The sequence below is a fragment of the Ancylothrix sp. D3o genome (assembly GCF_025370775.1).
In the GTDB taxonomy this organism is placed as follows: domain Bacteria; phylum Cyanobacteriota; class Cyanobacteriia; order Cyanobacteriales; family Oscillatoriaceae; genus Ancylothrix.
Genome location: NZ_JAMXEX010000005.1, coordinates 282384 through 304449 on the forward strand (window position 1 = coordinate 282384; position 22066 = coordinate 304449).

Here is a 22066-nt window from a genome sequence, read left to right on the forward strand (position 1 = left end):
CAGGGATTACAGTCATGCAACGGCCCATTTTACAACCCAAACACTTTGAAGAATTAATCAAAGGTAGTGGCATAGACTCTAACCTTATTTCCCTGAATTTTACCTTTCTCCAAAACAACACCCCTTACGAATATTTATTCATTTCAAACCGGCTTCCTCGCACAAACAACGGCCAAATTAGTAGCGCTTGGTTGCGGCGTTATGCCTTTATTAAATGGGGGGGTTGGTGGTGTTCAGGACTTGACCCCTTAAATAATTGGGAATTAATGGAATGGGGATGTTTTAAGCCAAACAAACCCCGCCAGAACAAAAACAGAAAACCCATCAAATACGAACACCCACCCCTCACCCCGACTCGGCTTTTTTGCCTGCGAATTACCTTGCCTATTTGGCAACAAATAGCTACAAGATATAACCTTTCCCTACCCAAAAATATCACCCCCAGTCAAGACGGAGAAGCCTTTGGATTTTGGGAATGGGCTGTTAAAAATAAACTCCCTATTATTCTCTGCGAAGGTGTCAAAAAAGCCGCTGCTTTATTAACCCTTGGATACGCCGCCATTGCCCTACCAGGAATTACCAGCGGCTACCGCGTCACCAAAGACCCCCAAGGCAAAATTCTCAGCCGTCAACTCATCCCCGAACTCGCCTTCTTCACTCAATTATCCCCCACCTTTTATATATGCTTTGATTACGAAACCCAACCCAAAACAATCAAAGCCGTGAACAACGCTATTACCCATTTAGGACAACTTTTAGAACAGCAAAACTGCCCCGTCAAAGTCATCAATTTACCTGGCACCGAAAAAGGCGTTGATGAATTTATTGTCGAGCGAGGAAAACTCGCATTTGAAAACATTTACGCTCAAAGTTTAGACCTAGAAACTCACCTCGCCAAAAGCAAACCTCACAGCCAATTAACTTATCCTCCTTCCCTCACCCTCCAGCAACGCTATCTGGGTAAATTGCCTTTTCCCAAAAGCGGTTTAGTAGGCATAAAATCCCCCAAAGGCACGGGCAAAACTACTGCTTTATTAGAGCCGGTGCAACAAGCAAAAAAAACTAAACGGCCCGTTCTTCTCCTTACCCACCGCATCCAACTCGGTCGCTTTTTATGCGATAAAATTGGCGTTAAATGGATTAAAAATGACCTTCTTAAAAAACCCTTATCTACCCTCCCAAATTCCCTCGGCTTATGTTTAGATTCTGTTTGGAAACTAAACCCGGCTGACTGGCAAGGAGCGATAGTTATTTTAGATGAATTTGAGCAGTCTTTGTGGCATTTGCTCAACAGCAATACTTGCAAAGAAAAGCGCGTTAAACTTTTAAAAACGTTTCAAAATTTAATTTCTACCGTCCTCAAAACCGGCGGCTTAATTATTGCCCAAGATGCCGATTTATCAGACCTGTCTTTAGACTATCTTAAATCGCTTTCTACCCAAAAAATCGAGCCTTGGGTTGTTGTCAATGAATGGAAACCCCAAACCGGCTGGAATATTGACTTTTACGAATCTCCCAACCCCACCCCATTAATTCACCAACTCGAACAAGATTTAATGGCCGGTTTAAAATGTTATGTCACCACCGATAGCCGGTCAGGACGCTACAGTTGCGAAACCATTGAACGCTATATCAAACAACGGCTAGAAATTTTCCAAAAACGCTATCCAAAAACTTTAGTAATTAGCTCGCACACCATCAATACGCCCAATCACGAAGCGATGAGGTTTACAGAAGCCATCAATCAAAAAGCTTGCAAGTATGAAGCCGTTTTTGTTACCCCCAGCTTAGGGACAGGTATCAGCATTGATGTAGCGCATTTTGACCGCGTATATGGAATTTTTCAAGGCGTTATTCCAGACCCAGAAGCACGTCAAGCCTTAGCCAGAGTCCGCCCCAATGTTCCCCGCCTAATATGGTGTGCTAAACGCGGAATTGGCTTCATTGGTAGCGGCAGTAAAAACTACCGTGTTTTAGCAGAATGGTATCAGCTTTCCTCAAAAGAAAATCTCGCTTTGATGAATCCATTTTATCAAGTTGATGTAGATTTTCCCTTTGTTTGTGACTTCATTCATTTGCGTTGTTGGGCAAAATTAGCAGCGCGAGTTAATGCGTCTATTTCTCTCTACCGGCAATCAATGTTAGAAGGTTTACTCAGCGAAGGGCATCAAGTCAATAGAATTACGGAAGCATCCTGCACAGAACGCATCGCCGCATTGCGGAAAGCATTTTTGCTGACAAAATCCGAAGATTTCCCCTGTCAAAAAAAATTAATTTTAGAAATTTTTAAGCTGCAAAAACAATTAGAAAAACAAGCCACAAATGCCAAAAATGTTAAAGATCAAATTCTCAAACTTCAACAGCAAATCGAATGGCGTACAGCCGAAGCAATTGCCGGTGCCGACGATCTCAGTTCTTTTGAATATGAACGCTTACTCGCAAAACGCTCTCTCAGCGATGAGGAACGCTATCAAACCCATAAACACTTTTTAAAACAACGGTATGGGGTGCCGGTGACTCCCGAATTAAAAATCCGCGATGATCGAGGTTATTATTCCCAGCTTTTGACTCATTATTACCTCACTCATAAAAACCAATATTTTCAACTTCGAGACCAACAAGAATGGAACCAACAATTACAAAGAGGTGAGGGACAAGTTTTCTTGCCAGACTTAGAAAACCACACCCTAAAAATAGAAGTCCTCAGAGCTTTGGGTGCCGAAAAATTTTTACAACCAAACCGGCAATTTAAAGAAACCGATCCAGATTTAATCACCCTCAAAGATCAAGCTATTAAATATGCCAAACATATCAAACGAGCCACCGCTATTAATATTCCTCTCGACACCGAAAAACAACCCATTACTGCCATCCAAATTCTGCGGCAACTTTTACGTTTATTAGGATTAAAACTCAAACGCAGCAACAACCTTTATCAAATTGATGCAGCCACCCTCAATGATGGCCGGCAGGCTATTTTTGAAATGTGGCGCACTCAAGATATCCTCAAAACTAATTCCTATTTCCCCAACGTAGAAACATTAATTCCTAACTACCTCAGCAAAAAACAAGCTCAAACAAGTGAACATCTCACTTTTGCCTAAAACCCCTCACCTCTCCCCCCTACAGCCCTCTCCTTTTAGGGTTAGGAAAGAGAGGTTTTCCACCATTTATCCTCCCTATCTTTCGCTAGGAACCTGATCACATATCTGCCGATCATCCCTAACTGTTGGATTATTAATTAAATAATCTTTTAACCAATTACAACTTAACCCCAGTAGCCTGTTGATCTCCAACTCCAGCCGCCAAATAATCACCTTACTATCAGCCCCCCCACTCGCCAACCATTTGCTATCAGGACTAAAACTTATACTCGTAACCCGGTCATTGTGTCCCAAGAATGTTTGTAATTGTCGCTTATCAGAAACCCGCCAAATTTTAATCGTATTATCATCAGAAGCCGATGCCAAAAACTTCCCATCTGGACTAAAATTAACACTGTTAATCCGAGCAGTATGACTCATCTCACTCACTAAATTTGTTACCCGATTTTCTGCCCAGTTCCAAATTTTAATTGTTTTATCATCACTTCCCGAAGCAATCATTTTACCATCCGGACTCCAACTAATACTATTCACCGCCTCCGTGTGACCCGCTAACGTTTTCAACAACCCACCATCCCGACTCCAAAGCCTAATTGTTTTATCATAAGAAGCCGAAGCCAGAATTTTTCCATCCGGGCTAAAAGCCACCGCTGTAATGCGATCTTTATGGCCCCTTAACGTCTTTAATAACCGGCCCCCCCGACTCCAAAATTTAATTGTTTTATCATTACTTCCCGAAGCAATCATCTGATCATCTGGACTCCAACTCAGACTTGTCACCCAGTTTTTATGACCTTTTAAAATTGCCAATCTTTTGCCTTGAGAATTCCAGAGAATAATCGTCTGATCTTCAGCCCCAGCACCCGCAGAAGCCAGTCGCTCACCATCGTGACTCCAACTGACACTACTCACCCAATCGTTATGGCCGGTTAAAGTTTTAATTACCCGACCGGCACGATTCCAAAGTTTAACAGTCTTATCTGCCGAAGCCGAAATTACCGTATTACCATCGGGGCTAAAACTAACACTACTCACCCGATTTGTATGACTCGTAAAAATATCCGTCATTGCCCCATCTAACGCCCAAATTTTCACCGTTTTATCTTCACTAGCCGTTGCCAAAGTTTGGCCATCTGGTGAAAACCTTACCCCCCAAATTCGATCCGTATGACCTTCTAAAGTTTCCATTAATTGCCCATCTCTGTCCCAAAGTTTAACCGTTCCATCTTCACTCGCCGATGCCAGAATTGGCTGATTTGGCGAAAAACTCAACGCCAAAACTTTATCGCTTTGCTGCAAAGTTTTTACCAAAACCGGCGGCTTTTTACCTGTTTTATCCAACTTCCAAAGCATAATCGCTTGTTTGGCAGTAGTTTGGGGTGGTGCTTCGGCGACTTTATCCGTTGTGGCTGCCGCCGCTAAAAAGGTGCCATCTGGACTAAAAGTAACACTCGTAAACCCCGCTCCTTCTGGCGCTTTTAATGTTGCCAATTCAGTGCCGGCTAAATTCCAAATTTTTACAGTTCCGTCTAAACTTGCCGAAGCAAGTTTTTTGCGATCCTCAGAAAACACCACATCTAAAACCCAATCTTTATGACCTTCAATAGTTCGGATTTCTCGCCCCTCTTTGCTCCACAATTTTATCGTATAATCTGCGGACGCTGAAGCAATAAGTTGGCCGTTATTGAGCCAGCTTACTCTCGTCACAAAATCCTCATGTCCTTTTAAAACTTTGTGGGGTTCTTCGCTTAAAATTTTAGCGTCTTTTTCATTATATTTCCAAAGTTTTATAATCGTGTCTTCTGCCGTTGCAATCGCTGTGCCGAGAGGACTAAAACTCACTCTTGTAATCGCTTTATCACTGTTTAATCTTTGTAATACTTTGCCATCTTCTGTCCACAATTTAACAGTTTTGTCGGCACTGGCGCTGGCAACTGTTTTACCGTTAGGACTAAAACTAACATCCAAAACGCTGCCCATGTGTCCTTCTAGCCGATTGCGTTCTTGTACAGAAGAAATCGCTTGTTGTAACTTTTCCTCAGTTTGTATTCTAATGTCGAGATTATTTTTTGCATCCGTATTTTGCAATTTATTGCCAGCCTTCACACTCGCAATTAATGCCCCTAATTGATCATTCGACACCCGCAACGCTTTTGATTCAGAATTCCGGGCTTTAATTTCAGCAATTTCTGCTTGTTGTCTTGCTGAACGTGCCTGCCATGCCAAGGAACCAATACCAGCCATTGCAAAAAACGCAAGTATCAAAGCACCTAAATAAACTTTATTCAACCGCGATTTCATATTCTTTTCCTTCTCTTCGGCTTTTCTAAGTTTTTCGCTGAGTTCTTGTTGTTGTCGCAATTCCAAATTTTCTCGGCGAAGTTTTTCGGCTTCTAAAGGCGTAATTTCTTGTTGCTGGCGGATGAAAGTCACAAGATAATCATGGACAAGCTGAAAGAGTTCCGCCGGCATTTCTTTGATGCGGAAAACTAACCCTGATTTCACTAAAATATCTAAAACTAATTCTAGCTTATCATCTTCTTGATAGCGAGCTAAATCTGCCGCCAGTTCGGCGCGAGTTTTCAAAGGTCTGGTGTCATTTTCATCAGTCAGAAAATACAACATCAATCGAGCCGCCCGTTCGTTTTCTGGCCCGCAGTCGCGGATTACTTGTTCTAAAAATCGCTCAACCAGCTTTTCTTTTGGGCCTTTTTGTTGATATTGAGCAAGCGTTGTAATATTTTCTGCTTGCAATTGAGCGCCGACCACTTGTAATTCAATAGGCCGCACTTCTTGAGCATTCCCGGCCAAATCTCGCACCAGTTCCGATACAAGCGTATCTTCTAACTCAAACTGAGCGCGTTTTGTTAAACTTTGGATGATTTTACAAGTATTTTCTGGGCTAAAATTTCCCAAATAAAACAAAATATCTTTGCTGAGAATATCGTTATTAATCGCATCTAAAGAAGTCTGCCTAGTAGCTTCCAATAACAAATACAAATAATCTTCTCGAAACGAAAAAATTACCTTAACAAAAGGCTCATTTAAGCAATTTTTTAAAAATTCAAAAAAAACTTGTTTCTTATAGCGGTCTTTCCAAACAAAGAAAAACTCCTCAAATTGGTCAAAAATTAACACCGTCAGCAAATTATTGTCAGTATTTTTTTTCAATTGGGCAATAATGGCCGCTCCTGAGATTTCACCAACCGCCTCAGGTTCAATTTGATCGTTTCGTCTGGCTTTTAATTCTGCCGTCAAGCGCCTATAAATTTCGCCAAAAAAATCAGTATAAACCTGCACAACCACCGGCAACACTTCACGAATTCCCGCGTTTTTTTGTTGAAGTGCCGGCACTAGGCCCGCCATGACTAGCGAGCTTTTTCCTACCCCAGATTGACCATAAATAACAATTAATTTGTCTTTAGGAGTCAAACAACGATTGAGCAATTTATTAAGATCCTCAACCCGACCAGTCGCCGTAATTTCTATCGCCTGTTGAGATAAAGAATTCCCGCTATTAGTAACATTAGAAGATTCTTTAACCAATTCTAAAGCCGGATCAATCACTTGCCGATGAGGTTCAAGCCGACCGGCACCCATAAAAGCTCTTAACCCATACTGGGCTTCAATTTTACGGCTTTCTTGCTTGCGGTCAAACGCCGCTTGATAGTGACCTAAAGCAAAATAAACATCGTCCAATTCTTGCAAAATTTCCAAATATAATCGCGGATCATATTGAGGATCGGTTTCCTGATGCGCTTTTTCTAAATTATCTATTGCTTGCCAATTTTCACCTAATTTATGTTGTGCTTTCGCTTTCAGCAATAAATACAAACCCCGCTGTTGCGGGAGTAAAGCAGAGGCCGTATGGGTTGGAGAAATTTTGGCTAAAATTGACAAGGCTTTTGTCGCTTTTACTTCGGCTTTTTTCCACTCTTCCTCCTGCAAAGCAATGGCCGATAAAAAACCATAATCTTGCGCTAATCCAAACAATTGCCCGTGAACTTCATGGATATTTTGTGCCTTTATTGCCAGCGTTTCTAAATCTCTCCACGCTTGGAGATGTTGCAAAATTTCTCCCTGCTGGGTAATAAATTTACCCACTAAATCCGGGCGTTCTGCCTGCTCAAAAATATCTAAACATTGTTGCAAATAACTCCGGGCTTGTTCTAAACACTCACGGCTTTTTGAGCGGTTCTTTTCCGCCAACCGTCGATAACATAAGCCGGTGTGAAATAAAACAATTCCTTGCCTTTCCAAAATCAGGCGCAATTTCAAAGAAAACGAACCAGCAGCCCCACTCTCCCTAACCTCTTGATTAGCCGCTTGCTGCCAAAGTTTAAGGCTTTGTAAATATTGTTGTTTGGCCGTTTCAATTTGCTGTAAAATATAACTTTTTCGCCCTAACAAAAACAAAAGGCTGGCTTCTAAAACTGCATCTAATTTCACTCCTCGACTTTGCAAATCTTTCCCTGCAAATTCCAACTCGGAATCACAGGGTACTCCTAAAATTGTAGAATTTCTCAAAAATTGCTCAGCACCGGCATCCAAGACGCCACTAAACACTCGTTCCGTGCTTTGGCGAATAAAATCAATTAGCTCTTCTGTAGTCAAAGAAAATTCAAAAGCACTGCCGTAGGTTTCAAAATCTGGGGCGAGACGAATCAGCTTTTGCAAAACGTCATCATTCACCCACAATACCAGGGTAAAAGGAAAATTTTGGGGAAATTCATTGCGGACAAGGTTGGTAGAAATCAGCAACTCATCAAGCGCCGTAACGCCTTCTAAACCAAACACTATTAATGCTTCAGGCGTTTTGTTTTCCAAAGCATTTTTAATAGGCGTATAGAGCATTTTCGCATTAGCCGGCAACTGCAATTCTTCAATTTCAAGCTGAGACTCCAGCCGCAATTTTTCAGCGATTTTCTGGCGTACTTGCCCATAGTTACAGCGAGCTAAAATCAAAGAAAATTGCCCTTCCGAAAGCCTGATCGCTCTGGTGAGAGTCTGTAAGGCGCTTTGATTTTCGGCGGCGATGTCTGGCCCGTGCGTCTGTTGCATGATTGGTTTTATGTTTAGTTATCTTGACGACAAGGACACTTTGTTGAGGCTGGCTTCTCAAAAATTTGCTATCCCCCAAACGAAGAGCAAATTTTCTCGTTTCGTCCTTTTTTTAGCCATGCCTCTACGATAGCGTACCCCTCCACTGATCTGTGCAAATCTTGCTGTTTAAAAAAAACAGCCGATGTCTTTAATTACAATTAATTCCTAACCAAGTACACTCTTCTGTCCTTCCTTTTCTGCGTACATAATAACTCCATCCAACTAACTGCGGTTTCAGGCTGACTTGCGCTTGTGTGTAGGGCGATTTTATGTTGCTTTCACTTTTGGCAAGTTTTAGGCTCTGGGTCAGAGTTGCCGTCTCTGAAGCAACCAAAATCAAAATAAACGGCAAAGTCAGCAATATTTTAGCAACTTGATTTTTCATGGTCATGGCTCCTTTTTTTGTACATAAAAAATATTCAGGGTTCTATATCACTTTCTGGTAAATCCAGGTTTTATTTTGTGTCCATATTTAGTTAGAATCGTTATGTTGTCCAGAAGTTGCCATTTGCCTCTGTTTCTTCCAGCTTCAGTTTTCTGGGCGTTCTGTTCAACTCTGTTGCAATAAAATAAGAAATATTAATTTCCTAATTTACTTTTTCTGCTCTGGGAATAACTTTTTTTACAAATAAGATTCACTCCTTTAATTTTTGCTTGGCTGGCCTGAAGCTTGCAGCGGCGACGACACCGGCTTTTAAGCTTCTATCTTAATTCTCCCTCTTTTTTGGGGCAATGGGGTGTGGTATGTGTCACCTAAGCGAACAATCATGCTTTTGAGGGCTCACAGGAGCCGAAGTTTGAGGCAAATGTCGGGGCCGGTGGCAAAACTGTCATACCCCTGCACCGCACCTCAGCCCCTCTCCCCGCTTTTCAAAAAGGCAAGCGGCAATTTTTTCAGACTAGGGGAGAAAAATTTTTCAACTCAGAAATGCTTCTAATTATCTTTTAGAAAATCAGCCAGCCAGTTACTACCGCGCAACAATAAACCATCGAGATCCAAAGCTTGCGGTTCAATGCTGCCTAAGTCCCACAGCTTCACAGTTCCATCGCCGCCGGCACTCGCTAAAATATTTTCTTTTTCACTAAAACAAACTTGAAAAACCATATCTTTATGACCGGCAAACGTTTGTAACTCCGTGCCGTCGAGTTTCCACAATTTAACGGTATGATCTGCACTGGCCGAAGCTAAAATTTTCCCATCTGGACTAAAACAAACATCCACAATTCTATCCGAGTGAGCAGGCCAACTTTGCAACAAAACCGGCTCGTTTGTTTCTTCTATCTGCCAAATTTTAATAAATTTATCACCGCCAGCAGAAGCTAACAGTTTTTCTTTCGGACTAAAACAAACTGAAAACACCCGGTCTGTATGTGCTTCCCAAGATATAAACTTGCCAGTTTCAAGATTCCACAATTTCACCGTGCGATCCCAACTTCCAGACGCTAAAACTTTGCCATCGGCAGAAAAACTCACAGCCCAAACTTTATCAGTATGGCCGGTTAAAGTTTGCAAAACCGTTCCCTCCAAACTGTAAACTTTAATAGTTTTATCTGCACTTGCCGAAACAAACCTCAATCCATCGGGCCGAAACGCCAGCGCCGTTACCCAGTCTTGATGTTCCGATAAACTTGTTTGCAAAATCGGTAAGTTTTGCGGGGGTTGAAATTGCCAAATTTTTACCGTATTATCCGCACTGGCTGACAGAAATAAATTCCCAGTCGGTGAAAAAACTACTCTTTTTACCCAATCTTCATGTCCCCCTAAAGTTGCCAGTAAAGCCCCGTTTCTTTTCCAAAATTTAATTGTTTTATCAAAACCCGCCGTCGCTATAAACTCCCCATCTCGTGAAAAATTAACACCTAAAACATTGCCTTGGTGTCCCAATAAAGTTTGCACACAATTACCATCTGTATGCCAAAGGCGAATAATTTTATCAGCGCCAGCAGAAGCTAATGTAATTCCATCTTTAGAAAAACAAACACTGTTAACTTTATCCGTATGACCGTAAAAGGTTGCTTGTAAAACCGGCACGCCCGATTGAGTTAAATACCAAATTTTTACGGTGTTATCCCAACTGCCGGTCGCCAGCCTTTGTCCGTCGGGACTAAAACTAATACTTGTAGCCCAGTTTTGGTAGTTATCCAGCGTAGTTTGTAAAATCATGCCGGTGGTTTCAAGCAGCCAAATTTTGACCGTATTATCTGCCGAAGCCGATGCCAAAAGTCGGCCATCGGGGCTAAAAGCCACCTTCCAAACTCGCTCACTATGAGCCAAAATTTCTGTTAACAAACTACCATCTTTTTTCCAAAGTTTAATTTGGTTATTCCCGCAAGCAACCGCTAAAATTTCTCCATCCGGGCTAAAACTCAAATGATTGGCACCGCCAATATGACCGCCAAGAATTTTATTTTCTGTCCAGCCTTCCTGCACATTCCAAAGTGTAACCTTACCGTCTGCACTGCCGGCAGCAAGCAAACATCCATCGGGGCTAAAACTGACTGAATAAAGCCGGTCATTATGTTTGTCTAAACTGACAATTAAGCTGCCATCAAGATGCCAAATTTTCAGTGTTTTATCCCAACTTGCCGAGGCGATCATTTGACCATCCGGGCTGAATGAAATGCTGTTTACCCACTCTTGATGCTCTCGAAACGTTAAAATTTCTGTGCCGTCTGTTTGCCACAACTTTACAGTTGCATCAGCGCTGGCGGAGGCTAATATTTGACCGTCTGGACTGTAGACAACTTCTGTTACCCAATCTTGATGTCCTTGTAAACGGTTTTTTTCACGAACTTGAGCTAAAGTTTGACGTAATTTTTCAATGGTTTTTTGCTTGAGAATTTCAGAAGAATGTGTTTCTTTTAATCGTTGGCCGGCTTTAACAATCGCCTGTAATGCTCCTAGTTCATCATGGGAAAGTAGCATCACTTGAGACAAGGAACTAAGCGCTTCTATTTCAGCAATTTCGGCTCGGTTTCTTTCTTGTTGTTCTTGGTGCAAAACTTGTCGGAGTTGTTCTTTGGTAAATCGCAGTTCGGTTTGCAGTTCGGTTTCTTGCCGGTGGCGAATTAATGGCACTAAATAATCATGGATAAGTTGATAAAAATCCACCTCACTTTCTTTGACTAAAAAAGTAATTCCTGATTGGACTAAAATTTCTAAAACTACTTCAATTTTCCGGGTATCTTCTCCCAATTCTGCGGCAAGTTGAGCATAGGTTTTGAGAGGACGTAGGTTATTTTCATCGGTGAGCAGATATAACACCATTCGGGCCGCCGGTTCGTTTTCTGGGCCGCAGTCGTGGATCACTTCTTCTAAATAGTCAGCCACGAGTTTTTCTTTGGGGCCTTTTTTTTGATATTGTGCGAGAGTTCTAACTTTTTTGGTTTGCAGTTGATAGCCGGCTATTTGCAATTCTATGGGCCGAATTTCGCCGTTATTATCTGTTAAATCGACTACAAACTGCTCGATTAATTCGGGTTGCAAATAAAGTTGAGCATTTTCACTTAAGGTTTGGATGAGAGTTTTGGCTTGAGAGGGGGAAAAATTTCCCAAACAATACAGAATATCTTTGCTGAGAATATCGTTGTCTATGGCTTCGAGGTGGATGCGCTGAGGAGCTTCTAATAAATAATGCAAACAGTCTGTCCGCATAGACAAAATGATTTTGACAAAAGGCAAATTCAAGCAGTTATTGAGAAAGCGATAGAATTGCAGTTTAATTTCTAAGTCATTGCAAGTCCAGAAAAATTCTTCAAATTGATCGAAAATTAAAACGTTGAGTAAATTTCTGTTAGCCGTTTCTTGTAAAAATTCTAAAATTTGGGCGGGGCTATCGGGTGGAGTAATTTCAATGCCGCAGCGTTCTAAAAAAGATTCGGCTAATTTTTTGCCTAACCGGCTCGCCCATTCATTATAAACCGGCAAGACAACAGGCAAGACATAACGAGTGCGAATAGAAGATTGTTTAAGAGCAGGAACTAAGCCGGCTGTAATGATAGAACTTTTGCCGACTCCAGAGGCACCGTGAATAATGGTTAGGGTGTATTGATGGCTATTAATTCTAATTTTTAAATTTTCTATATCTTGTTGCCGGCCAGAGGCAATAATTTCGCGGGAAACACTACCTTGGGGGGCTAAATAGGCAACGGCGGGGTTTAAGGCTGCGTGTTGCGGTTGCAGGCGAACTGCGCCTATAAATGCTCGCAAACCATATTGTTGTTCGACAGAGCGCTGTTGTTGTTTGATGGCAAAAGCGGTGAGATAATCGCCTTCTTCAAAATACAAGTTTCGCAAAATTTCTAGGATGCGAATATAGCGCTGAGTATCATAACGTGGATCGCTATTTTTTAAGCCATTTTCTAATAAATTTGCTGCCCTTTGTATGTTTTGTTTAGCTTCTTCTTCTTGGTTTAAATGGCGATTTGCTTTGACTAAACATAAGCGAAACATTTGCTCCCACAAAAACGGGTAAAGATCGGGATGATTTTCTAAAGAAGAGGCTTGATTTAAGCTTTCTATGGCGAGTAGGGATGCTTGTTTGGCATCTTCCCACCGGCCTTGCTCAACGGCGACTTTTGCCAAAAATCCATAATCTTGTGAGAGGCGCAGAGGGTGCTGATAGGTTTGATGAAGTTTGGCTGATTTTTCGGCGATGATTTTTAAGGTATCCCAATCATTTTGGCGGAGTAAAATTTCTCCCAAATGACTTATTAATATTGCTACCAAATCGGGCCGGTTTACGTTCTCAAAAGTCTGGATGCCTTCTTGATAAAATTGGCGAGCTAAATTCCAGTAATGGTGTTTTTGGGCCGGAGATTTTTCGGCTTGACGCCCATAGCACAAGCCGATATGAAATAAAACAATTCCTTGATAAACTGGCCGAATTTCCGGGGCTATTTCTGGGCTTTCGTTTTGGAGGGGCAATTCTCCTGGTTTCCCCTGAGCTTGTCGAAGGGTGGTTGCGCCGGTTGGGGAAAGAGGTTCTTGCTGCCAAAATTGCAAGCTTTGTTGATAGAAATTGAGCGCTTGATCGAGTTGATCGCGGGCATAGGCATCTCGACCCTGCACAAATTCTACACCGGCTTGCAGTTCAGAATTAAGGGGGATTTGCAATCTTTGTAAATCGGTGAGGGCTGATTGAAATTCTGTCCAACCTTGCTCACCCAAAATACTAAAATTAGGGGGAATTTTCCCATTGGTGTTGCCGGTGGCGGCGGTAAAAATTGTGGTGATTTTTTCGCGTAAATTGGCTAAAAGCTGGTCGCCAGTGAGGTAAAATTTAACACTCGTACTCCAACTTTCAATATCAGGAGAACGCCGGATAAGTTGGGGGTGAATTTCGTCGTTTATCCACAACAAAAAGGGATAGGAGCAGTCTTGATTAAATTTTGGCCGATCAAGGTTCATTGACACGATGGCTTCATCTAAAGCTCTCAGATGTTCTAAACCAAAAAGCAGTAAAGCTTGGGGAATTTCCCCGGCCAAAATAGTTTGTAAGGTGTCATAAACTTTTGTGGTTGAGGGAGGCAAATAAATTTCTCGCAGTTCAATATCGCAGCGTTGTCGAAGTTCGCTCACCATTTGCCGGCGCAATGTTTCATAGTTGCACCTAACTAAAATTAGCGAAAATTCTCCCTCACCAAAAAAGATCGCTCGATACAGGGTTTCTATGGAACTCTGGTTGCGAGCGATAATTTCTTCATCTGGGTTTGAAGCGTTTTTAGGCAGTATCATTTTTGAAATTCTTTTGCCTCTGCCAAAATAGGGTTGACATCATACCACCGGCCTTGATCGTTGTTATATTCAAAAACATACATACTGCGTAACAAAATTTGGTATTCTGTTTCGCCGCGAACATTTTTATGTTGGGCGACCTGACGCAGCAATTCCCATTCTTCAGGGTCAATAGATCGCGTTAGTTCGTTACAGCGTTCACGGATGACACTTTCTAAACGTTGGCGATTAATTGGCGGATCTCCTTTTTGCAAACAACGATACAACAATCCTAGCAAATTACGGACATGACCGCCACTGACCCGACAAAGCCGGTCTAATGTTTCTTGACTATCAAATACTTCGCTTACTAAATCAAGTCGCTGATTTTTTTCCAGTTCAGGAAAAGCGCGAGCTAGTACCATTTGCCCTAATAATTCTATGCCTTCATTGCAATCACTTCCGTCGGATAATTGCGCCGGTACCATTGGCAAAACTTTGGCTCCCATGCCTTTGCCTAAGCGATAAATAACGGAACTATAATCATTAGAAAAAGTTAAGGCAAGGGGAATAGTATAAACCACATGGCAGTTAAGTTTACTAAGTTGCTCGCCCCGGTCTACAAACAAATATTCTGGCAAACTTCTTCCGGTTTGTAAGCGGCGGTTATCCACGCGGTCTAAGTTATCAACAATTACCACCAATCCTTGTTTACCGCGTCTTTGTAATTCCCGATTGGCCGGTTCTAAGAGTTCCCGGTTAATCGCTTCTTCGATGTTTTTTGTACGCGGTTCCAAATATTCTCTTAACCAGCTTCTTACATCAGGACTCGCCTTTGCTTGAGCAGTAATTTTGGCAATTCCTGTGGATAAAGAAAACTTGCCCTCGCTGCCACCGCTGAGAGTTCCAATCCCCGGAAGATTAGCTTCAGCGCTGATATCAATGCGGGTATTTAATAAGTCTTTTGCTCCTTTTAATAAGGCTTTAAAACCTTGCGGTTGTAAGGCAATATCTATTTTTTCAATACTTTCGCTGACTTGGCGAGCAATACTGAGAAAAATATCACTCACATCAACATCGCTCATTTCTAAGTCTTGAGTAGACTCAAAATAAACAACATGAAAACCTTTATTTTCCAGTTCGGATCGCAGTCTCAAAAGTTCCGTTGATTTGCCGCAACCAATATGACCACTAAATAGCTGACAAGTAGGTTCATCAGCTAGTAATAATGAAATTGTCCGCTCAATTTCTTCGATAGTTTGACCGCCGCGCACGGCTCCAAAATCAATGTAATATTGTTGGTCTTCGCGGTTTTTTAAGTCGAGCACTTTGGCCGGGTTACAAGCTCGATAAAATCTTCTTAGGTCTAGTCCCATAAATTTTCCTTTTTTTGTTGTGTCCGTCTGGGGTTCGGCGGCTATGATTAGTGAGTATTCATCCTCAATAAAAATACTCCCCGTTTCTATTTTGCACAATCGGCAGTCTAATTGCGCTGTTGGCTGTGCCGGTTGTCCAGATGGTCTTTTCTCTTTAGATTTTAAGGTTTATATTTTAAATTGGAGTTTGGGCTGGCTGCGAGTTAAGCTAGTGATGTGTCAATGCGGGTGGATGCTCCCCCAAATTGGGGGCAAGTGAACTACAAATTGCTTTTCAGGACACTTGACAAAATGGCACACTTGTTGTGTTGTTATTTCCTCCCAATCCCCCATCCCCAATCCCCGATTCCCAAAATGCTTTTATCACCAAATTTTCATCGTCTTAAGTTAATTCTCTTCACCGGCAAAGGTGGTGTAGGTAAAACAACTCTTTCCTGCGGGTTTGCTCGCGCTTTGGCAAAGCAATTTCCCACCGAAAAAATCCTCTTGGTTTCCACAGATCCGGCGCATTCTTTGGGCGATATTTTGCAATTGTCGGTGGGTTCAGATGCCGAAATGATGCCTGATATTCCTAATTTATATGTGCAAGCTTTTGATGCCGAATTATTGCTAAAAGAGTTCAAAGGAAAATATGGAAAAATCCTAGAAACTTTAGTTGAACGCGGCAGTTTTGTTGAAGGGGAAGACCTCACACCGGCCTGGGATATGAGTTGGCCTGGGTTAGATGAATTAATGGGGTTATTGGAAATTCAACGTTTATTTACAGAAAATTTGTTTGACCGCGTGATAGTAGATATGGCACCCACCGGCCATGCTTTGAACCTTTTAGGTTTAATGGATTTTCTCGATAATTTACTGGTTGCTTTAGAGCTTTTTCAAGAAAAACACCGTGTGATTAGTCGCTCGTTTGTGGGTCGTTATAATCCCGATGATAGCGATGCTTGGTTAGATAAAATGAAGCAAGATTTAACAGCCGGCAGAAGTTTAATTCAAGACCAAAATCATACCGCTTGTTTGGTGGTGGCAATCGCCGAAGCAATGAGTTATTTTGAAAGTCAACGTTTAGTGGAACAATTGCAGATTTTAAAGATTGCCAGCCAAGGATTTTTTGTTAATAGAATTCTCAGCGATAAATCGCTTAATTCTATGAGCGTTAGGAACTTACATCGCTATGGTGAACAGCAGCTTATCCTAGAAAAATTTACATCTATTGCTGGAGAAATGCCGGTGTTTATTGTTCCTGAATTAACCAAAGAACCATTAGGGGTAAATGCTTTAGATGATTTAATTTCTCAAATTGTGCCTTATTCGCCATCAAGTTTACCTTTAACTTTGCCTTCTTTAGAAATTTTCCTGCCGGAAAAAGTGCTGCCTAGTTTTAATGATTTTATTACAGAAAAACGTCGGTTAATTATTGTGGGGGGGAAAGGAGGTGTGGGAAAAACTACTGTTGCGGCGGCGATTGGTTGGGCAATGGCAGAAAAATATCCAGACAAACAAATTCGGATTATTTCAATTGATCCGGCGCATTCTTTAGGAGATGCTTTTGCTGTAAAATTAGGACACGAACCGAGTTTAATTACTCAAAATTTAAGCGCTCAAGAGGTAGATTCTGAGATTATTTTAAATCAATTTCGAGAGGATTATCTGTTGGAGTTGGCAGAAATGATGAGTGGTGATTCGGGCGATGAAAATAGCGCAATAAAACTTGCCTATGGGCCGCAAGCATGGCGACAAATTGTTTCCCAAGCCTTACCAGGAATGGATGAGATGTTGTCAGTGGTGGAGGTGATGAGGTTGTTAGAAAAAAACGAAATTGATTTGATTATTTTGGATACAGCACCGACGGGTCATTTATTGAGGTTCTTGGAAATGCCGGCGGCGATGAGTGATTGGTTGGCGTGGATTTTTAAGTTATGGATTAAGTATCAAGATGTGTTGGGAAGAGTGGATTTTATGAGCCGGCTTCGGAGTTTGCGAACTTCAATTGTTCAGGCCCAAAAAAAGTTAAAAGATGGGGAATATACAGAGTTTATTGGAGTTGTGCAAGCAGAAGCGGCAATTTTTGCAGAACAGGCGCGTTTATCAGAGTCGCTGGAAAAAATGGGAGTTGAACAGCGCTTTGTGGTACATAATCGTTATGATGGAAATGTTGAAATTGATGGCTCATTGCTGGCAGGAAAAACGGTGGTGAGGTTGCCGGTTTTACCGCGCAGTGTTGAAGCTATGCGATTGATTGAAATGGCATCAAATTTACTATTTTAGGTTGGGTATTTAGCTAAACCAAATCCCAGTTTTACCATTAAAGTTACAAATTTACCAAATGATAAATTCAGAAAAAGCAACTTTTGCCTGCGGCTGTTTTTGGAAAGTAGAAGATACTTTTCGCAGCTTAAAAGGAGTAATTTCAACTTGTGCCGGCTACACCGGCGGTCATTGGCCAAACCCTTGTTATTTAGACGTTTGTGCTCGCGTCACCGGCCATGCAGAAGCGGTGCAAATAGAATACGACGCGAATATTATTAGTTATGAGCAATTATTAGAGGTATTTTGGAATTGCCATGATCCAACACAATTAAACCGGCAAGGGCCAGATCGAGGTGAGCAGTATCGTTCGGCGATTTTTTACCATACAGCAGAACAGGAAAAATTGGCCAGAGAATCAAAGCGAAAATTACAGATTTCGGGCCGGTATGATAAAGAAATTGTGACGCAAATAAAGCAGTGCGGTGAGTTTTATTTAGCCGAGGAATATCACCAACAATATTTAGAAAAAAAACGCCGATTATCGTAGGGGCCGGTGTAGGATATAAAAATTTCATAAACCGGCTTTTTGCAGAAGATTTTGGTAGAGAGACAAAAGTTATTTGAAAAACCCGATTTCTTTTGTTGGGAGAAATGACTCATGCCGTTACCCCTTCCCAGCGGCGCAGGTGGAGTGCCTGTATGCAGACCACCCAAAAGGGGCAACCACAGCCACCGTTTGCCCCTACAGTTTTATTTATGTTATTTGCAATAGCAAATTAAACCTAATTAACCAAAAAAATATCCTTATAGCATCAAAATCAGCAAAAAAAGCCGGTTGTTCAAACAAACCGGCCCACAACTCATCAAAAAATCCCATAAACCCCACCTAACTAACAACGTAACCGGCGAGAAGAACCAACCAAAGGACGACACCGGCCCCCCGTACAATCCAAATGCAACTCATGCCAATACAAAGTAGGAATAGCCCAACCACGATCCCCCGCGTGTTCCCTACTTAAAAATTCTGATTCCAAATAATCACTTGGAGACTCATAACGCCGGTTACGCCAATAAGGAACCGTAAACGAACCAAACGCCTTACGATACTCATCCGAATCAAGCATTTGAGACACCATCGCCCCCACACCCTGACGAATTAAAATATCATCATAAAAGCGAATTTCCGACTCATCATGCAACGCCCGACCCAAAAAATGTTTAAACGCATTCTCAATAAACTTAATATTAGAACTGCATTCATAAAAACACTTTAAATAAACCGGCGACACCGCCAAATTTTTCAAAAAATGCCGAATCCCCAATTTACCCTTAATAAACCCCTTTTCCAAATCAGCCATTTGCTTTCTTTCAAAAGCATAAGGTTGACGTTCTAAAACCTGCGAATAAATTTGCCGTAAAATAGACTCCCTTTCCTCCGCCGAAGCCGTATGACTTGTTTTAATCGCTTGCGTTAACATAATACCCCTCCCAACTGCTCAATTACGAACAACTTCCTAGACCCTACTTTGTCAAACTTTGTAATAGATGCTACACAGATAGAAACGCCAAAATATTAAAAATTTACAGGCATTTTTTGCATCGAAGCCATCAACTTCGGAGGCAAATCTAAAGTTTCCAACATCATATCTAAATAAGGATTAATCAACTGTTGAGCCGGTGCCGGAAAATGTTCATTAACAACATCTTGCAAACAACGGTACGCCACCAAACAATTAGCATTTTGCCGATAAGCACTCAAAATATTTGCCTGCCAAAAAAACAAACTTTCCTTAAAAAACTTTTCATCATCCCGCAAAATCGACAAAGCAATATAACGCAAAGCCTCATTCATATCATAAACACAGCGCTTGCCATGCTTTTGCATCACATCAGGATTAAGAGGCAGATACTTTTTCAGCGCCAACTGTACCAATTTTTCTCCCTTATCTCGCAACAAATTATAAGTTTGTACCCGATTAGAAAAGCTTTTTAAATAGCGCTGCACCGGCTGAAGTTCTGCCGAAGTTAAATAACGTCCCTCACTAGAGAGTGCCAGTTCTTCCAAAGTTGAATTAAGACTACCCATTTTTCTGTCCTTTTTTAAACCCCACCTTTAGTTTCAGGCAAACACAAATTTATCGCAAGCAATTGATGTAATTTTTAACATCTCCAGCCCCGTCCGTATTAACTTTTATTAAAAAACATTTCTAAACATCAGTATTTTTACGGATAATTTATCCTTACTCCAGCAACCTAACTTATGCCCAAATCAGAAAATCCAGCCGCAAAATAATAAGCCGGCATAGCTTCCCCCAAATGTAACTCCCAGTATTTACACCGTTGTTGCCACTCTTCCACCCGCTGCTTTAGCAACAATTCTTCATTAAGTTTTGTTAACAAATAAACCCTCTCCAACTTGCCCTGCGCCGGTGCCCGCTTCATTTGCGGATAAGATTCAGAAATCAGCCGCCACAACGCCTCTAATTGTTCAGCTTGTTCGTCTAAAAAAACTTGGCTACTTTGATAGCGTTGCTTTTTCGCCAAAAAATACTCCTTCCCCCGCGCCTCAACAGAAATAGAAGCCGGCTTAGCCTCCACCGGCACCATTTTCAACAGAAACTCACCCTTCCCCCCCAAAAAACTTAACTTTTGAGAATATTCATCCCGCCTTGCTTGCAAATGAGAAACTAAAACCTCAAGAGAAACAAAACTACTACCAAACCGCAAAGGCAAAACCACCCCTTGCCCAAACAACTCACAAATCACCCGATCATGGCACAAAACCGCCTGCAACAAATCCTCCTCATTCTGTTGAATTTCCTCCAAAACAATCCCCCTTTCCACAACCGCCGCCAGATCCTCAACAGCAACAACCTCTAACCCACCCTTCATGCCGGTTGGCAAAACAAAATCAGACGCTGGCAACTTTATTAAACCGTACACATAAATCGCAGCCATAATTAATATTTCCCCATAGATTTTTACACCCTATCTAGTTGCGCTCATCCTCCTAAAAATAACAGCGATAAAGCGCAACTACATACCCGCATCTCTATAACCCCTCAAATCCCAATTACACATCATTATAATCAATTAAACGCCAACCAAAACCCAACTTAATAACCACCGGCACCCCCTCAGCCCCGAAACCGCAATATTCCACCTCACAACCATTCAGCAACAAACCCACCTCTGGCAACAACAAAACCTGTTTTCTTAACCACTTCATCAAACTACCAACCGGCACAAAATCCCCCAACAAACCACACTCACCAGACTGCACCATCGCATCATTAACAACCGGCATCCCCCGCCACATCAACACATCACCCGTCCTTAAATCTAAACTTCTCTTCAAAACCCCCGAACTTCTCTCCTTAACAACCAAAACCGGCACCAAACAAAACACCCCATTTCGCCAGCCTAAAGACGGTTGCAAAACCCTCGCCCCTACCCCACCAACCAACTGCATAACAACCTCAGAACAGCCAATAAGCTGCCATAAAAGCCGCTGTCTAAAATCCTCCAACAAAACCCTTTCATCCCTCAAAAAATCCCGCAAATAACAAGCCAAATTCACCACATCTAAAACCCCAGTATTTGCCCCATTTTCCTCCAAACAATCCACCATCAAACCCGCAACCTGTTCGGGTTCCTTCAATGCCAAATTCCCCACCGGCAAATTCATCAAACCATCATTCATCACTCCTTCAAAATAATTCTTTCCCAAAACCGAACCCTGCAAATTCAGCCCCTCATCCGGCTCCTTAAAATTCTCATCCAAATTCATCACCCCTTCCAAAAAATCCCACGCCAAACTCACCCCAAATTCTCCCGAAGCCCATTGATTTTGGGGAAACAAAGCCTTGCTTACGAACCCCTCAAAAAAAACATCAAACTTCTCGTAAACCCGGAAAATTATCTGCTGTAATGTTAGCAATAAATTTTCTGAAAAAACACAACCCCGCCCCAAAAAACCGCCCTTAAACTTAATCAGAAGCGGCGTAAACTGCCCGCCATCAAATACCTCACCAGTCCCCAAATCAACCCCCCAACAACCCTCAGCAGTTTTTACTTGCAACACCGGCACCAATCGTAAAATTCCTATTTTCCAATCTTCCTCAACATTCAACTTAACCTCAGCTTGCACACCCCCAACCAAACGCATAATATCAGGAGAACTTTTTGCCAAAAACCACAGCAACCGCCGCCCCAAATCTTCTATCAAAACATACCGAGAAGAAAAAAGCACTACGCCTTCATAATCCTGTTTTTTCCCATTCAAAGCTTGCACAACCTCGCAAACTTCCTCAGTTAAATAAGGCAACAAATTCTCAGGAGTTGGCTGCAAATGGGCCGGCCAGCCACCCTCCGGCGAACTGACCTGCTCTACCATAACCATCAGCCGGTGCATAGCTTCCACCGCATCAGATCCCACCGCACCCATTTTGTGTAGCCGCATCTTTCTGAAGTTATCAGGAAGCTTAACAATAGTTTTTAAATGTTCACTTTTCATTGAC

11 protein-coding genes are annotated in these 22066 nt (G+C 41.9%); 3 read left to right on the top strand and 8 right to left on the bottom strand.

All coding sequences use genetic code 11. The features are described from left to right. Positions 1–14: 14 nt before the first annotated feature. The gene (locus NG798_RS12455) at positions 15–3104 is read left to right on the top strand and encodes a plasmid replication protein, CyRepA1 family (RefSeq protein WP_261223008.1); all 3090 of its coding nucleotides are present in this window, start codon (positions 15–17) and stop codon (positions 3102–3104) included. A 75-nt stretch (positions 3105–3179) separates the two neighbouring features. Here the strand turns inward: NG798_RS12455 and NG798_RS12460 are convergent, their stop codons facing one another. The 4 genes from NG798_RS12460 to NG798_RS12475 all read right to left on the bottom strand — a co-directional run bounded on the left by NG798_RS12460 (position 3180) and on the right by NG798_RS12475 (position 15299). Then, positions 3180–8165 (bottom strand): hypothetical protein, encoded by a 4986-nt coding sequence (locus NG798_RS12460; RefSeq protein ID WP_261223009.1) that lies wholly within the window; start codon positions 8163–8165, stop codon positions 3180–3182. Positions 8166–8355: 190 nt separating this feature from the next. After that, positions 8356–8598 carry a hypothetical protein gene (locus tag NG798_RS12465; RefSeq protein ID WP_261223011.1) on the bottom strand — a complete coding sequence of 81 codons (243 nt, stop codon included), beginning with the start codon at positions 8596–8598 and terminating at the stop codon, positions 8356–8358. Between the two features lie 543 nt (positions 8599–9141). Continuing rightward, positions 9142–13944 carry a hypothetical protein gene (locus tag NG798_RS12470; RefSeq protein ID WP_261223013.1) on the bottom strand — a complete coding sequence of 1601 codons (4803 nt, stop codon included), beginning with the start codon at positions 13942–13944 and terminating at the stop codon, positions 9142–9144. After that, on the bottom strand, positions 13941–15299 hold the full coding sequence (locus NG798_RS12475; protein WP_261223016.1) for an ATP-binding protein: 1359 nt from the start codon (positions 15297–15299) through the stop codon (positions 13941–13943). Before NG798_RS12475 ends, NG798_RS12470 begins: the two co-directional genes overlap by 4 nt. A 354-nt stretch (positions 15300–15653) precedes the next feature. Here NG798_RS12475 and NG798_RS12480 point away from each other — a divergent pair, with 354 nt between their 5' ends. Together NG798_RS12480 and msrA are read left to right on the top strand one after the other, a co-directional pair. Continuing rightward, positions 15654–17564, top strand: a complete 1911-nt coding sequence (locus NG798_RS12480) for an ArsA family ATPase (RefSeq protein ID WP_261223022.1) — start codon at positions 15654–15656, stop codon at positions 17562–17564. 58 nt (positions 17565–17622) lie between these two features. Further along, a complete protein-coding gene (gene msrA / locus NG798_RS12485) occupies positions 17623–18093 on the top strand; it encodes a peptide-methionine (S)-S-oxide reductase MsrA (protein ID WP_261223024.1) in 471 nt (156 codons plus the stop codon). A 343-nt stretch (positions 18094–18436) separates the two neighbouring features. Here the strand turns inward: msrA and NG798_RS12490 are convergent, their stop codons facing one another. The 4 genes from NG798_RS12490 to NG798_RS12505 form a co-directional block, all read right to left on the bottom strand. Then, the gene (locus tag NG798_RS12490) at positions 18437–19024 is read right to left on the bottom strand and encodes a phycobilisome rod-core linker polypeptide (RefSeq protein WP_261223026.1); all 588 of its coding nucleotides are present in this window, start codon (positions 19022–19024) and stop codon (positions 18437–18439) included. Positions 19025–19119: 95 nt separating this feature from the next. After that, positions 19120–19632: a phycobilisome protein gene (locus tag NG798_RS12495; RefSeq protein WP_261223029.1), complete on the bottom strand. Its 513-nt coding sequence runs from the start codon at positions 19630–19632 to the stop codon at positions 19120–19122. A 167-nt stretch (positions 19633–19799) separates the two neighbouring features. Further along, positions 19800–20504, bottom strand: coding sequence for a GvpL/GvpF family gas vesicle protein (locus NG798_RS12500; RefSeq protein ID WP_261223030.1), 705 nt, complete (start codon positions 20502–20504; stop codon positions 19800–19802). A gap of 115 nt (positions 20505–20619) precedes the next feature. Beyond that, positions 20620–22062, bottom strand: a complete 1443-nt coding sequence (locus NG798_RS12505) for a hypothetical protein (protein ID WP_261223033.1) — start codon at positions 22060–22062, stop codon at positions 20620–20622. Between the last annotated feature and the right edge of the window lie 4 nt (positions 22063–22066).

Bases quoted from the DNA above. Each gene is read 5' to 3' on its own strand.
- NG798_RS12455 (WP_261223008.1), top strand. From the start codon at position 15: ATGCAACGGCCCATTTTACAACCCAAACACTTTGAAGAATTAATCAAA.
- NG798_RS12460 (WP_261223009.1), bottom strand. From the start codon at position 8,165: ATGCAACAGACGCACGGGCCAGACATCGCCGCCGAAAATCAAAGCGCC.
- NG798_RS12465 (WP_261223011.1), bottom strand. From the start codon at position 8,598: ATGACCATGAAAAATCAAGTTGCTAAAATATTGCTGACTTTGCCGTTT.
- NG798_RS12470 (WP_261223013.1), bottom strand. From the start codon at position 13,944: ATGATACTGCCTAAAAACGCTTCAAACCCAGATGAAGAAATTATCGCT.
- NG798_RS12475 (WP_261223016.1), bottom strand. From the start codon at position 15,299: ATGGGACTAGACCTAAGAAGATTTTATCGAGCTTGTAACCCGGCCAAA.
- NG798_RS12480 (WP_261223022.1), top strand. From the start codon at position 15,654: ATGCTTTTATCACCAAATTTTCATCGTCTTAAGTTAATTCTCTTCACC.
- msrA (WP_261223024.1), top strand. From the start codon at position 17,623: ATGATAAATTCAGAAAAAGCAACTTTTGCCTGCGGCTGTTTTTGGAAA.
- NG798_RS12490 (WP_261223026.1), bottom strand. From the start codon at position 19,024: ATGTTAACGCAAGCGATTAAAACAAGTCATACGGCTTCGGCGGAGGAA.
- NG798_RS12495 (WP_261223029.1), bottom strand. From the start codon at position 19,632: ATGGGTAGTCTTAATTCAACTTTGGAAGAACTGGCACTCTCTAGTGAG.
- NG798_RS12500 (WP_261223030.1), bottom strand. From the start codon at position 20,504: ATGGCTGCGATTTATGTGTACGGTTTAATAAAGTTGCCAGCGTCTGAT.
- NG798_RS12505 (WP_261223033.1), bottom strand. From the start codon at position 22,062: ATGAAAAGTGAACATTTAAAAACTATTGTTAAGCTTCCTGATAACTTC.